Raw genomic sequence first — 13,544 nt, forward strand, 5'->3', positions numbered from 1 at the left:
CGACCTCGACGCCGTGTGTGCCCTTAAAGAGCTCCGCGTCGTCAAGGCCGACAACACCATCTCCTTCCACGGCCGTATCCTCCAGATACCTCCCAACCCCTACCGCGCCTCCTATGCCAAAGCCACCGTCGAAGTCCGCCAACTCCTCAACCGCCAAATACGCCTCTACTACCAAAACCTCCTCCTCGCCTCCTTCTCCAAACGTAAGCCCTACCACCCCGACTTAAATAAAATGCCGTCCCTTAAACTATATCGGAAACTCGCCGCCGCGGCCCCCTTGTGACATTTATATTTGGTAATTATGTGCCATTTTTATGTGGTAATAACACTCCTATTTCGGAGGAGCGCCCGTCGCGGGAGGCCGGGCCGCGCCGGCGGCGTCGCCCGGGCGTACCGGCGGGGGCCGTGACCGCCCTTTTTTAACTCTTGACACGGTAACGACGCCGTGATAAATTTCTAAAAACATCGTAAAGCACGTAGACGCACTTATTTTCGCAACGGGAATGCCGAGCGCGTCTTCCAAAGGGCTCGAGGTGCTTGGTATGAAATCGGCTTATGCCGTTATATTGTTAATTGCGGCTCTGGCCGTCGCGGCGCACGGTCAAACGCTTCGCACCGCCGAGAACGCGGCCGCGGCGGATACCCCGGTGGATGCCGGCGGCTCCATCGACCTAACGTGGGAGCCGTCGCCGGACGAGCTCGACGCCAAGGCGGAAGTCCTCGGCTACGAGGTCTGGCGGGCCAAGCGCCCCGCGGGCGACTACAAGAAATTGGCCGACGTCGAAGCCGGTAAAGAAAGCTATCAACATACGGACGAAGAAGCCGAAAACGGCGTCGAGTACTTCTACAAAGTACGCGTACGGGGCGAGAAGATGAGCACCGATACGGCGCCGGTGGGGCCGGTGAAAGCGGCGCCGCAGTGGTTCCACAAGGACCGCCTGAACATGCTCGTGGCCGCCGTCCTGCTCTCGGCCTTCGTGCTGTATTACATCTCGCAAGCCCGCGCCGGCAAGAAGCTCTTCATACGGCGCATCGCGGGCCTGGAGGCGGTGCAGGAAGCGGTGGGTCGCGCCACCGAAATGGGCAAGCCCGTTCTGTACGTCCCGGGCATAGCCGACATCGACGACATCCAAACCATCGCCGCGGTAACCATTCTGGGGCGGGTCGCCACCATGGTGGCGGAGTACGACGCGAACCTGCTCGTGCCGTGTTCCCGCTCGCTGGTGATGTCCACCGCGCAAGAGATCGTTAAAGAAGCGTACCTGGAGGCGGGCCGTCCCGACGCGTACCACCGCGAAAACATCCGCTACCTCACCGACGACCAGTTCGGCTTCGTCGCCGGCGTGGACGGCATCATGGTGCGCGAAAAGCCCGCCGCCAACTTCTACATGGGCACGTTCTACGCGGAATCGCTCATCCTCGCCGAGACCGGCCACTCCATCGGCGCCATCCAGATAGCCGGCACGGCCATGCCGTCGCAGCTCCCGTTCTTCATCGCGGCCTGCGACTACACTCTCATCGGCGAGGAGCTCTTCGCGGCCAGCGCGTACCTCAGCCGCGAGCCCCGGCTCCTGGGAAGCCTGATAGGCCAGGACTGGGGCAAAGTGGTCATATTGTTCTTTATAATCGCCGGCGTCATAACGGCGTTCCTGGCGCAATTCGGCTTCGAGATCTTCGGGCGGTCCATCGCCCTGGAACAACTCTTTGTGGTGAAGTAGCCGCTCTCCGGCGGCTTTTTCACGCGTAAGCTCTCCGGCAAGGAGGCCGGGTATGCGGCGCGAAATACCGATGATCGTAGCCTTCGTCGCGGGCGTAATAATAATACTCGAGTTCTTCGTTCCGTCGCTACGAAGCGTCGCGAGTCAGGTCCAGAATTGGTACCTGGTCGTGGTGGCCTTCGCGATCCTGGTGGGGGCGTTCAACCTCCTCCGTATGAACTACATGAAAGTGCGCGACCGCCGCGCCGATTGGCCCTACTCCATAATCCTCATCGTCGGCCTCTTCACGATGGCGATCGCGGGGATCTTCTGGGGCATCGGCCAGGGGACGGTCTTCGACTGGTTGTTCAACTACCTGATGTTCCCCATGTCCTCGACCATGTTCGCGCTCCTGGCCTTCTTCGTCGCCTCCGCGGCGTATCGCGCTTTCCGGGCGCGGGCCGTAGACGCCACCCTTCTCCTCGTTGCGGCCATCATCGTAATGCTGGGACAGGTTCCCATAGGGTCTATCTGGATACCGGAGTGGTGGCCCCATTCGCTCGTCTTCCTGACGCCGGATTGGCTCAAAGACAGAATAATGGAAATCTTCAACACCGCCGGCCAGCGCGCCATCCTTATAGGCGCGTCGTTGGGCGTGGTCTCGACGTCGCTGCGGATACTACTGGGCATCGAGCGGTCGTACCTGGGAGAAGAATAGGCGTGGCGAGCGGTTCGCATCCGGTTTCCGGAGGTTGTCGCCGATGAAATTCGTTCGTTGGTTGGCCGATATAGACCGCCGCATTATCTTCCTGGTAATCGCCGTGTCCGTCGTGGTCCCGCTCCTCGTGCCGCTCGGCATGCGCGTGAAAGTGACGTCGCAGACGAAAATCGTCTACGAAGAAGTGGAAAAACTGCCGGCGGGTTCCAACGTCCTGGTGGCGTTCGACTACGACCCGGCCGCGGCGCCTGAGGTTCACCCCATGGCGCTGGCCTTCCTCCACCACTGTTTCGCCAAAAAACATAAAGTAATCATTATGGCGCTGTGGCCGCAGGGCGCCCAGCTGGCCGTGAGCGCCATGGGCGAAATTATGCAGGAGTTCGACCTCGAGTACGGCCGCGACTACGTCAACCTCGGCTACAAGCCGGGGGGCGACATCGTCATAAAATCGCTGGGGGCGTCGTTCCCGAAAGTATTCCCCAGGGATATGGCGGGCGCGTCCACGGCCGACCTCCCCATTATGGCCGAGGTCCGGAACCTCAAGGATATCGACCTCATTATGGCCCTCTCCGCCGGCGACCCGGGAATCCCGGCGTGGGTGCGGGTGGCCAACGCGCTGTACCAGCGCAGGGTGGCCGGCGGCTGCACCGCGGTATCCGCGCCGCAGTTCTTCCCCTACCTGCAAACGGGCCAGCTTATCGGCCTGTTGGGCGGCCTCAAGGGCGCCGCGGAATACGAAACCGTGACGGCGTACGCCGGCAAGGCTTCGAGCCGTATGGACGCGCAGTCCATCGCGCACGTCGTCATAATCCTCTTCATCCTATTCGCGAACATCTCGTACTTTATACTGCGCAAGCAAGGCGACGAGGGGAGCGGAGGGCCGACGGCTCGACCGCCGGCTTAGGCCTGAAGCCGGCGGCGGGTTTCCCCCTTCGGAGGCACAAACATGGACGGCCTTACGTTATTCGGGACCTGGATTGCGGCGTTGCTGACGCTGTTTATCCTGTCGTTCCTCTATAAGGACAACCCGTTTTACAAGTTCGCGGAATACCTGTTCGTGGGCGTCTCGGCCGGTTTCTGGATCGCGTACAACTTCCACAACCTGCTGGTGCCGAACCTCATCGACCCCCTCTTCGGCGCCGACGGCGCTTTCCCCAAGCTAATCCGGGAAGGCCAACCGGACTTCCGCCTGCTGACCATAATCGCCGGCCTCCTCGGCGTGACGATGTTGTTCCGCTTCTTCCCCAAGGTGGCGTGGGTCTCGCGGTACGGCATCGCGTTCTCGGTGGGGTTGGGCGCCGGCCTGATGTTCATCGTATACCTCCAGGCCAACTGCATTTATCAAATCTGGGGAACCATCACCCTGTCGCCCGTCGTCGTAACGGAAACCGCCACCGGGTGGCATTTCGACTGGGGGGCCTCGGTAGCCAACACGCTTCTGATCGTCGGCGTCGTGAGCGCGCTGGTATACTTCTATTTTTCGAAGGAACATAAAGGCTTACTGGGAGGAACGGCGCGGCTGGGCATTTGGTTCCTGATGATCTCCTTCGGCGCCGCCTTCGGCTATACCGTAATGGCCCGCATCTCGCTCCTCATAGGCCGTATGGAATTCCTCATCAACGACTGGATAAAAGGAACCCTCATCGCGTTGGGATTGTTGTGACGATAGGAGCAACGTAAAGCCGGCTCTCCCACCGCAAGCCTTTGCATCCGCGCTTATGCCTCGCCTTTTCGAAGCAACCAGCGAACCCGAATACGGCGAACTCTCGCCCGAGCGGCGCGACGAGTTGATCGGGAAAATCTCGCGGGCCATCGTCGAACGCAACCTGACGGCGCCCGCCATTTTCTTTTTGGAGTCCACCAAACCCCTCTCGTTCATCGGCTCGCAAGTAATGGTCTTCTTCGACCCGCTGGTCCGGTCGATATTCAACCTGCGAGGTTATAACGACGTACGGCTGGCGCTGGAGGAACGCGAGAACGTCGACCGCCTGCTGGTCGCCATCGAGCGCTACGACGCGGAGTGGCGAGCGGAGATGAAAGAGGAAAAGAAACGGCGGAAGAGAAAAGGGAGCTGAAAAAGGCTTAACGCGTGGATTACGGAAACGAATTATATTACGGGGACAATTTAAAGATACTACGCGATTATTTCTCCGACGAAAGCGTAGAACTCGTATACCTCGACCCGCCATTCCAAAGCGGCCGTAAGTACAACGTATTATTTGCCGAGGCGAACGGTACCGCATCCCCTTCACAGGTAGAAGCATTCGAAGATACTTGGAAATGGAACATTACGGCCGAAGAAACTTATGCCGAATTGATAGAAAAGGGACCGGCGGGTTTATCGAACTTAGTAAAAACAATGCGTGGCTATTTAGGCTCGAACGAAATGATGGCCTACATTGTAATGATGGCGGTAAGATTAAAAGAATTATATAGGGTTCTTAAAAAGGACGGCGCGATTTACCTACACTGCGACCCTACCGCAAGCCATTACATTAAACTCGTTCTTGACTCTATATTTAACCCTAAATATTTCCAGAACGAGATAATTTGGCATTACCGGCGGTGGACGGCGGCCGCTAAGCGATATCAGCGGATGCACGACGTAATACTTTTTTATTCGAAGACGGATGATTTCCCTTTTAATAAGGTTTTCATTGAACCGACGGAATCCCAAGCCGCCGTTATCGAAAAGGGGTATAATGTTAATAAGGTATTCGTTAAAGGCGAAAAAGTACTCCAGCTATTAGTTTATGATAAAGATAAAGTGGAAGCGTTAGTAAAAGAAGGTAAAATCGAGTTATCTAAATACGGGAACGTTGTGTACGTCGCCCAAGGGGAAACTATAGCACCGGATGTATGGACAGATATCCAATATTTACATTCCCAATCCAAGGAAAGGCTAAGTTACCCGACGCAAAAACCAGTTGCTTTGCTTGAACGGATAATAGAAGCTTCCTCAAAAGAAGGCGATAGAGTCTTAGACCCTTTTTGCGGTTGCGGGACGGCGGTCGTAGCCGCGGAACGTTTAGGTCGGATTTGGGTCGGTATCGATATAACGTACCTAGCGATTAACTTAATAAAGAGGAGATTAAAAGACGAATTCGGCGAAACACTCGAGTTCGAAGAAATAGGCCAACCGAAGGACGACGGTAGTGCTAGGCATTTAGCAAATACGTCACGTTTCCAGTTCCAGAATTGGGCGTTAAGCTTAGTAGATGCCTTACCGTCGCCGGTAAAAACCGGGGATAAAGGGGTAGACGGCTTTATAAACTTAATAGAAAATCCCGAAAACCCAAAAGATATAACTAAAATCATTTTCTCAGTAAAAAGCGGTGGCGTTTCTCCGTCGGATATAAGGGATTTAAAAGGTACGGTAGAACGAGAAGAAGCCAAGATCGGGGTTTTAATTACGTTGGAAGAACCGTCCCAGGGAATGATAACGGAAGCCGCTTCGGCCGGCATATACAAATCGCAATGGGGTTCTTTCCCCCGATTACAGATAATTACCATAACCCAACTACTAAGCGGAAAAAAAGTTGATGGTCCATCCGGCCAGAATATTGGTTTTAAAAAAGCCCTAAAATTCATCAAGAAGAAAGGTAACGCCTCGTTGTTCGAAGGCGAGTAACTACTATTAAGGTTTAATCCTATGACCGTGAACCTGGAAAACGTAAAAACCATACTGGCCACCGACTGCGGCAGCACCACCACTAAAGCCATCCTGATAAAAAAGGAGGGCGACGAGTACCGCCTGCAGGTACGCGGCGAAGCCCCCACCACGGTCGAGAAACCGGCCGAAGACGTCACCCGCGGCGTCCTCAACGCCGTGGGCGAAGTGGAGGAGCTGACCGGCCGCAAACTTATCGCGGACGACAAAGTCCTGGTCACCGAGGGAGAGGATAAAGGCGCCGACATCTACATGTCCACCTCCTCCGCCGGCGGCGGCCTCCAGATGATGGTCGCGGGCGTCGTCAAGACGATGACCGCGGAGTCGGCTCAACGCGCCGCCCTGGGCGCCGGCGCCATCGTCATGGACGTGCTGGCGTCCAACGACGGCCGCCTTCCCCACCAGAAGATAGAGGCCATCCGGCGGCTTAGGCCGGACATGATACTGCTCTCGGGCGGCATCGACGGCGGGACCATAAGCCACGTCGTCGAGCTGGCAGAGCTCATCGGCGCCGCGGACCCCAAGCCGCGCTTCGGCGCCGGCTTCCAACTCCCGGTCATCTACGCCGGCAACAAAGTGGTGCGGCCCAATATCGAGGGAACGCTGGGCAAAAAGACTTCCCTCTACATCGTCGACAATATTAGGCCCGTGCTCGAACGCGAGAACCTGGGCCCGGCGCGCCACGAAATCCACAACCTCTTTATGGAACACGTCATGGCCCAGGCGCCGGGTTACTCCAAGCTGATGTCCTGGACCGCGGTCCCCATAATGCCCACCCCCGCGGCCGTGGGGGCCATTATACGGACCATAGCGGAGCGGGAGGCGCTGGAGGTCATCGGCGTCGACATCGGCGGCGCCACGACCGACATCTTCTCCGTCTTCTCCGAAGTTTTCAACCGCACGGTGTCCGCCAACCTGGGGATGTCTTACTCCATCTCCAACGTCCTGGCCGAGGCCGGCCTGCCGGACATCATACGGTGGGTCCCCTTCCCCAAATCGCAGCTCGACGAGCGCGGCCTGCGCGACCGCATCCGGAACAAGATGATACGGCCCACCACCATACCGCAGACGCTGACCGAGCTCATCATCGAGCAGGCCATCGCCCGGGAGGCGCTCCGGCTGGCCTTCGTCCAGCACAAGGAGCTGGCCGTGGGCCTGAAGGGTATCCAGCAGGAGCGGACCATCTCCGACGCCTTCGCCCAGACCATGACCGGCGAGACGCTGGTCAATATGCTCACGCTCGACATGCTGGTGGGTTCGGGCGGAACGCTGTCGCACGCGCCGCGGCGGGTCCAGGCCGCGCTCATGCTCATCGACGGCTTCCGCCCGGAGGCGGTGACGTTCCTGACGGTGGACTCCATATTCATGATGCCGCAGCTCGGCGTCCTATCCACCGTGATGCCCGACGCCGCGGCTCAGGTCTTCGAGCGCGACTGCCTGGTGCGGCTGGGCTCGTGCGTGGCGCCGGTGGGCAACGGCAAAAAGGGTCAGACCTGTTTGAAAATCACGGCCGATTGGCCGGGGCGCGGCCACGTTGAAGAAGAGATAAAATACGGCGAGATGGCTCGCCTGCCGTTGGCGGTGGACGAGAGGGTCAAGGCCCGGCTCGAGCCGGTGCGGCCTTTCGACCTCGGCCACGGAAAAGGGCAAGGCATAGACGCCACGCTGGAGGGCGGCGTAGCGGGAGTCATCTTCGATTGCCGCGGCCGGCCGCTCGAGCTGCCCGAAGACGAGACGGCGCGCGTCGACGCCCTTCAACGGTGGTTGGCCGCGCTGGACGTTTATCCCGACCACGGCTCGCGTAAAGCCGCATGAATCAGGGGGCGACGCCATGACTTCCCGCTACGGCTCGTTGTTCGCACTTTTAATACTCGCGTCCTTAGTCGCCGCGTCGGCGTCGGCCGACTGGTGGTACGCGGTGTACGACGGCGAAAAGCACGTGGGTTACTGCCACGTCGTCGAAAGCAGCGCCAACCTGAGCGGCGCCGTGGTCAAGAGGTTTACCGCGGTGACCGAAGCCCGCCGCGACAAGGCGGGGCAATACACGTTCATGCAGACCGAGGACCGCTACCGCAGCGGCGGCTCGCTGGTCTACTACGCGTCGACGGTGACCGATAAAGACAAGACGACGCAGGCAAAAGCCACCCGCACGGCGCAGGGGTTCTCCTTCGCCATAACGAAGGGCGAAAAAGTAGAAACGTTGCAAGTCCCGGCGGCGTCCTTCGGTATGGTCGAGGTTGAGGAAGCGCTGGCCAAGCTCGCCGCGCCGGGAAGCAAAATCGAAGTTCAAGCGCTCGACCTCGAGGCCGGCAAGGTCCGCAAAACCAAGTTGGAGTACGTAGCGGACCAGACGTTGGAGGCCAAGGGCGAGAGCGTAGCGACGAAGGTCCTGCAGGCCAAGGGGGGGTTCGGCGGCGCGACCTTCTGGTTCGCCGAGGACGGCTCCCTGGTCAAACGCGAGGGCGAAACGCCGCTGGGCAAGGTTACGCTGAAGCTGACGGACGCCGCCTCGGCCCGGCCTTGATTCAAGGAACACGCCGAAAACACCCGGCTCAGGCATCGTAACCCCGGCCGGCTGCATATAGTATATAGTAGGAGTTCGTTATGGCTCACGCGTACACCCCGGGCCTTAAAGTAGTCGAGACGGCGCTGATACGCAAACAGCGGCGGCTGCCCCTCACCGGGGAAGTGCTGGTTAAAAAAGGCGACAAGGTCCACGCGCTGGACGTCGTCGCGCGTACCTTCTTGCCGGGCAACGTCGAGACGGTGAACGTGGCCAACAAGCTCGGCATGCCGCCCGAGGACATTCCCAAGTTCATGCTGGTCAAGGAAAAAGACGCGGTCGAGGCGGACCAGGTCATCGCCCGGATGAAACAGCTCTTCGGCCTCTTCACCTCCACGGCCGCGTCGCCGGTCAAAGGAACGATCGAGACCATCTCCGACGTCACGGGCCAGGTTATCGTCCGCGAGCCGCCGATGGAGGTCTCGGTTACGGCCTACATCGACGGCGAGGTCGTCGACGTCATCGGCGACGAAGGCGTGGACGTGGAGTGCGTCGGGACCTTCGTCCAGGGGATCTTCGGCATCGGCGGCGAGGCGCACGGCGAGATGAAAACCGTCGCCTCCGGCCCGGGCGACGTTCTCGCGCCGGAAGACATAGGCCCGGAGTGCGAGGGCAAGGTAATTCTGGGAGGCAGCCTCGCCAGCGCGGAGGCGTTGAAAGGGGCCATCGCCGTGGGCGCGGTCGGCTTCATCGCCGGCGGCTTCCACGACCGCGACCTCCGCGACTTCCTGGGCTTCGACCTCGGCGTCGCGATTACGGGCCACGAGGAACTGGGCATCACGCTGGTGGTGACGGAGGGCTTCGGCGATATGCCGATGGCCCAGGCCACGTTCGACCTCCTGGCCTCCTGCGAGGGCGTGTACGCCTCGATAAACGGCGCCACGCAGATCCGCGCGGGCGTAATCAGGCCGGAGATAATAATCCCGCGCCCGGGCGAAATAATGGCCAAAGTGGGCACCGAAGAGGAAGACGAGTCCAACCTGGAGGTGGGCTCGCGCATCCGCGCCATCCGCGAACCGTATTTCGGCAAGTTGGGCGAGGTTACGTCGCTCCCGGTGGAGCTGCAAGTATTGGATTCCGAATCCAAAGTCCGCGTGCTCGGCGTGAAGTTCGACGACGGCGGCGAGGACGTCATCCCCCGCGCCAACGTCGAGCTAATCGAGTCGGGCCGGCGTTAATTTTACGCCAAAGGATTAAGTCTATGAAAAAACTCACGGGCATTTTTATCGCGCTTTCCCTGGCCGCGGCGGCCACGGCGGCCGCGCCGGAGGAGCCGAGCCTTCCCGTCACCGCGCGCGACGCCCCCAACGACGCCGGCGGCGCCGTCGAAATATTCTGGTTGGCGTCGCCGCTGGAAAAAGAAGAGGGCTTCAAGGGGTACGAAGTCCAACGGCGCGCCGAGGGCGAGGAAGTGTTCGCCACCATAGCCGAAATCCCACCGGGCGAGGTCGTCCACCAGGACCAGGAGGCGGAAGACGGCGTGCCGTACGAATACCGCGTACGCGTCCTCACGAGTGAAGGCGCGCCCGTGGTCCTGGGGGTATCGAAGGCTACGGCCTCCGGCCAGTGGTTTAACACGGCCCGGACCAACGCCCTCGTCGGCGTCGTCTTCACCAGCTTCGTCATAATTTTCTTTATATTCCGCGCCAGGGGCGGCGCCGAGCTCTTCGTCCGTAAGATAGCCGGTTTGGACGCGGTGGACGATGCCATAGGCCGGGCGACGGAGATGGGTAAACCCATCCTCTTCGTCTCGGGCCTCGCCGACGCCTCCGAAATATCCACTATCGCGGCGATGACGATCCTGGGGAAGGTGGCGCGGAAGACGGCCGAATACGAGACGCCTCTCATCGTCCCCTGCTACGACCCCATCGTCATGATGGTCGAGAAGGAGATAGTGCGCCAGGCGTACACCGAGATGGGCAAACCGGACGCCTTCGACGAGGATTCGGTCTTCTTCGTCACGCAATCGCAGTTCGGGTACGTGGCCGCGGTGGACGGCATCATGCTCCGCGAAAAGCCGGCGACCAACTTCTACATGGGCGCGTTCTTCGCCGAGTCGCTCATCCTCGCGGAAACCGGCGCCGAGACCGGCGCGATTCAAATCGCCGGGACGGACCGCGTTACCCAGCTGCCGTTCTTCATCACGGCCTGCGACTATACGCTGATGGGCGAGGAGCTGTACGCCGCGACGGCCTACCTCGGCCGGGACCCGCTGTTCCTGGGAAGCCTCAAGGGGCAGGATTGGGCCAAGGCCGTAATAATGGCGGCCCTGGTCGTCGGCACGGTTTTATTAATTATTTCAACCGACCTCGGCTTGTGGTTCGCGAAACTGTTCGAGACCTCGGCAAGTTAGCCGTGTCCGGAGGCATCTATGCGTAGGGAATTACCCCTCGCTATATGTTTCATAATGGGAATTATCATGACGGTGCAGTTCTTCATCCCGCACCGCCACTCGCAATGGCTCTTCGACAACATGTTGAAGTGGCTCATCATCGTCCTCACCTTCGCCATGATATTGGGGATAGGCAACCTCGTCAAACTCCACATCCAAAAGGTTCAACACCGGCGGCGCGACTGGCTTTACAGCATAGTCGCGCTGTTCGGCATCTCCGCCTCGCTAATTACCGGGTTCGGCTGGGGCATCGAGGCCGACAGCCCGTTCATGGTTCTGTTCAACTACGTCCAGATCCCGATGCAGGCGACGATGTTCTCGCTGTTGGCGTTCTACATCGCCTCGGCCGCGTTTCGAACGTTCCGGGCGCGGACGGTGGAGGCGACCCTGCTCCTCGTCGCCGCGGTCATCGTGATGCTGGGGCGGGTGCCGCTCGAGGGTATCGTGGGCCGGTGGCTGCCGGACCTGGCGGAGTGGATTCTGGATTACCCGAACATGGCGGCCAAGCGCGGCATTATGATCGGCATCGGCCTGGGCGCCATTTCGACCGCGCTCAAAATTATCCTGGGTATCGAACGCTCGTGGTTGGGCGGCGGCGACTAAAGCGACGTCGGCTCCGCGCGCGGAGGTTTTGCGATGAACGTATACGAAAAATTCCTCCATATCGACCGCCGCTACATTTTCATCCTCGTGGCGCTGGGAGTTATCATCCCGCTGGTCTGGCCGCTGGGCCTCGCCGTTACGACGTCGCCGCCGGTAGAGAACGTCTACAACGCCGTCGAGGAGCTCGCGCCGGGGACGCCGGTCCTGGTCTCGGTCGACTACGACCCCTCCACCCAGCCCGAGCTTTCGCCGATGACGATTGCGGTCCTGCGGCACTGCTTCGCCCGCGACCTCCCGGTCATCATAACGGTCCTCCACCCGGGCGGCCCGGGCCTGGCGCTCGAAATATCCGACCGGATTTCGAAAGAGGTGGGCGCGGTATACGGCGAAGATTACGTCTTCCTAGGATACAAGGTGGGTTCGTCGGCCGTCATCCTTTCGATCGGCCAAGACTTCCACGTTAGTTTCCCGGCGGATTACTTCAACACCCCCATCGACGAGATTCCGTTGATGAAGAAGGTCAAGAATTACAACGACATCGGCCTGGTTATTACGATGTCCGGCTCGACGTACCCGGACGCGTGGGTGGCTTTCGCCCACGAGCGTTACGGCCAGAAGCTGGCCGCGGGCGTGACGGCGGTTATGGCGGCGGACTACTACCCCTACCTTCAGACCGGCCAGCTCGTCGGCCTCATCGGCGGCCTGAAGGGCGCGGCGGAGTACGAGAAATTGATCAACCGGCCCGACGACGGCCTCAAGGGTATGGACGCGCAAACCATCGTCCACCTCTTCGTAGTCCTAATGATATTACTGGGCAACATCGCCTTTCTCTTCGTCCAGCGGGCGAAGAAGCGCGAGGCGGCGTAAGGGCGGCTTTTCGCCCTCCCGCGCGGAGGATACGTTATGCACATATCGACCGATATTTGGATCTGGATCGCCGCGATTCTTACGCTCTGCATTTATTCGTTCCTGTACAAGGACAATCCGTTCTATAAATTCGCGGAGCACCTGCTGGTAGGCGTCTCGGCCGGGTACTTCTTCGTCATATACTTCTGGAACCTGGTCGTCCCCAACCTCCTGACGCCGCTTAAAAACGGCTTCGGGACGCTGTTTTCCGGCGGCGGCTTCACCGGGGACCTCGCGGCGCTGGTGCCGGGGATTCTGGGCCTCATCATCCTGACGAGGTTGATTCCCAAAATCGCCTGGATGAGCCGGTGGGCCATAGGCTTCTACTTCGGCGCCTTTCAGGGGTTAACCATCACCGGCTATATGCAGGCCTACATCCTCGCCCAGATATACGGCACGTTTATGAAAGGGAACAACCCGGTGTTCTCCGTCGCCCTCATCGGCAGCTTCTTCAGCGACCCGGGGTGGGGCAAGATACTCCTGGCGGTGTCCGGCCCGCTGATGATACTCGGCGTCATCTGCACGCTGACGTACTTCTTCTTCTCCAAGGAGCACAAGGGTTTCGTCGGCGGCGTCGCGAAGATAGGCATCGTCTTTCTGATGATCGGCTTCGGCGCGTCCTTCGGCTACACCGTTATGGCGCGCGTGAGCTTGCTCATCGGTCGCCTCCAGTTCCTCCTCCGCGACTGGCTGGGCGTAATAAGTTGACGCCGTATTAATTATGGAGCGTTACCGCACTTATTTTAGATGGGCCGGCGGCCTGGCGATTGCCTACGCCGGCCTTCTCCTTGCGAGCTGGCTCGCGATGGCGATAGGCCTCGGCCCGGGCGTCTACGAGCTCGCGGCGCCGACGGCCGGCTCGAGCGGCATCGTTCGCCTTCCTGCTGACGTTTATATTCTTCGGCGCGTCGCTGGCCGGCTTCGCGCTGCACGTGCCGCTGCTGGCCAACGGCGGCATCTTCTTCCAGACGCTGGCGCAGGCCGCGGCCTTCGCG

Annotated in this window: 15 protein-coding genes; 14 read left to right on the plus strand and 1 reads right to left on the minus strand. The window is 59.9% G+C overall.

Annotated features, from left to right (window positions below; translation table 11 throughout):
* The 14 genes from VMX79_09330 to VMX79_09395 all read left to right on the plus strand — a co-directional run.
* A partial coding sequence (locus VMX79_09330) for a hypothetical protein (GenBank protein HUV87302.1) occupies nt 1–283 on the plus strand: 283 nt, incomplete at its 5' end.
* A 259-nt stretch (nt 284–542) separates the two neighbouring features.
* Entirely contained in the window at nt 543–1,718 is a 1,176-nt protein-coding gene (locus VMX79_09335; protein HUV87303.1) for a DUF6754 domain-containing protein, read from the plus strand.
* 52 nt (nt 1,719–1,770) lie between these two features.
* The gene (locus VMX79_09340; protein HUV87304.1) at nt 1,771–2,415 is read left to right on the plus strand and encodes a hypothetical protein; all 645 of its coding nucleotides are present in this window, start codon (nt 1,771–1,773) and stop codon (nt 2,413–2,415) included.
* Between the two features lie 43 nt (nt 2,416–2,458).
* Nucleotides 2,459–3,319, plus strand: coding sequence for a hypothetical protein (locus tag VMX79_09345; GenBank protein HUV87305.1), 861 nt, complete (start codon nt 2,459–2,461; stop codon nt 3,317–3,319).
* A 42-nt stretch (nt 3,320–3,361) separates the two neighbouring features.
* Nucleotides 3,362–4,078 (plus strand): hypothetical protein, encoded by a 717-nt coding sequence (locus VMX79_09350; GenBank protein HUV87306.1) that lies wholly within the window; start codon nt 3,362–3,364, stop codon nt 4,076–4,078.
* Nucleotides 4,079–4,133: 55 nt separating this feature from the next.
* Nucleotides 4,134–4,490 carry a hypothetical protein gene (locus tag VMX79_09355; GenBank protein HUV87307.1) on the plus strand — a complete coding sequence of 119 codons (357 nt, stop codon included), beginning with the start codon at nt 4,134–4,136 and terminating at the stop codon, nt 4,488–4,490.
* Nucleotides 4,491–4,504: 14 nt separating this feature from the next.
* Nucleotides 4,505–6,046, plus strand: coding sequence for a DNA methyltransferase (locus VMX79_09360; GenBank protein ID HUV87308.1), 1,542 nt, complete (start codon nt 4,505–4,507; stop codon nt 6,044–6,046).
* A gap of 21 nt (nt 6,047–6,067) precedes the next feature.
* Nucleotides 6,068–7,900, plus strand: a complete 1,833-nt coding sequence (locus VMX79_09365) for a glutamate mutase L (GenBank protein HUV87309.1) — start codon at nt 6,068–6,070, stop codon at nt 7,898–7,900.
* Nucleotides 7,901–7,916: 16 nt separating this feature from the next.
* Nucleotides 7,917–8,609, plus strand: a complete 693-nt coding sequence (locus tag VMX79_09370) for a DUF6134 family protein (GenBank protein ID HUV87310.1) — start codon at nt 7,917–7,919, stop codon at nt 8,607–8,609.
* Between the two features lie 80 nt (nt 8,610–8,689).
* Nucleotides 8,690–9,826, plus strand: coding sequence for a hypothetical protein (locus VMX79_09375; GenBank protein HUV87311.1), 1,137 nt, complete (start codon nt 8,690–8,692; stop codon nt 9,824–9,826).
* A gap of 23 nt (nt 9,827–9,849) precedes the next feature.
* Complete coding sequence (locus VMX79_09380; protein HUV87312.1) at nt 9,850–11,001, plus strand: DUF6754 domain-containing protein; 1,152 nt, start codon at nt 9,850–9,852, stop codon at nt 10,999–11,001.
* A gap of 18 nt (nt 11,002–11,019) precedes the next feature.
* Complete coding sequence (locus tag VMX79_09385) at nt 11,020–11,643, plus strand: hypothetical protein (GenBank protein HUV87313.1); 624 nt, start codon at nt 11,020–11,022, stop codon at nt 11,641–11,643.
* Nucleotides 11,644–11,676: 33 nt separating this feature from the next.
* Nucleotides 11,677–12,510: a hypothetical protein gene (locus VMX79_09390; protein ID HUV87314.1), complete on the plus strand. Its 834-nt coding sequence runs from the start codon at nt 11,677–11,679 to the stop codon at nt 12,508–12,510.
* Between the two features lie 36 nt (nt 12,511–12,546).
* Entirely contained in the window at nt 12,547–13,257 is a 711-nt protein-coding gene (locus VMX79_09395) for a hypothetical protein (GenBank protein HUV87315.1), read from the plus strand.
* 7 nt (nt 13,258–13,264) lie between these two features.
* On the opposite strand, the gene VMX79_09400 is transcribed toward VMX79_09395, so the two are convergent.
* Nucleotides 13,265–13,544: hypothetical protein (locus VMX79_09400; protein HUV87316.1), on the minus strand; the 280-nt coding region annotated here is incomplete at its 5' end.

The sequence above is a fragment of the bacterium genome, from assembly GCA_035529855.1.
GTDB lineage: Bacteria > RBG-13-66-14 > B26-G2 > WVWN01 > WVWN01 > WVWN01.

What these genes read in the sequence shown, in the direction of transcription:
- VMX79_09335 (HUV87303.1), top strand. Translation starts at nt 543, where the DNA reads ATGAAATCGGCTTATGCCGTTATATTGTTAATTGCGGCTCTGGCCGTC.
- VMX79_09340 (HUV87304.1), top strand. Translation starts at nt 1,771, where the DNA reads ATGCGGCGCGAAATACCGATGATCGTAGCCTTCGTCGCGGGCGTAATA.
- VMX79_09345 (HUV87305.1), top strand. Translation starts at nt 2,459, where the DNA reads ATGAAATTCGTTCGTTGGTTGGCCGATATAGACCGCCGCATTATCTTC.
- VMX79_09350 (HUV87306.1), top strand. Translation starts at nt 3,362, where the DNA reads ATGGACGGCCTTACGTTATTCGGGACCTGGATTGCGGCGTTGCTGACG.
- VMX79_09355 (HUV87307.1), top strand. Translation starts at nt 4,134, where the DNA reads ATGCCTCGCCTTTTCGAAGCAACCAGCGAACCCGAATACGGCGAACTC.
- VMX79_09365 (HUV87309.1), top strand. Translation starts at nt 6,068, where the DNA reads ATGACCGTGAACCTGGAAAACGTAAAAACCATACTGGCCACCGACTGC.
- VMX79_09370 (HUV87310.1), top strand. Translation starts at nt 7,917, where the DNA reads ATGACTTCCCGCTACGGCTCGTTGTTCGCACTTTTAATACTCGCGTCC.
- VMX79_09375 (HUV87311.1), top strand. Translation starts at nt 8,690, where the DNA reads ATGGCTCACGCGTACACCCCGGGCCTTAAAGTAGTCGAGACGGCGCTG.
- VMX79_09380 (HUV87312.1), top strand. Translation starts at nt 9,850, where the DNA reads ATGAAAAAACTCACGGGCATTTTTATCGCGCTTTCCCTGGCCGCGGCG.
- VMX79_09385 (HUV87313.1), top strand. Translation starts at nt 11,020, where the DNA reads ATGCGTAGGGAATTACCCCTCGCTATATGTTTCATAATGGGAATTATC.
- VMX79_09390 (HUV87314.1), top strand. Translation starts at nt 11,677, where the DNA reads ATGAACGTATACGAAAAATTCCTCCATATCGACCGCCGCTACATTTTC.
- VMX79_09395 (HUV87315.1), top strand. Translation starts at nt 12,547, where the DNA reads ATGCACATATCGACCGATATTTGGATCTGGATCGCCGCGATTCTTACG.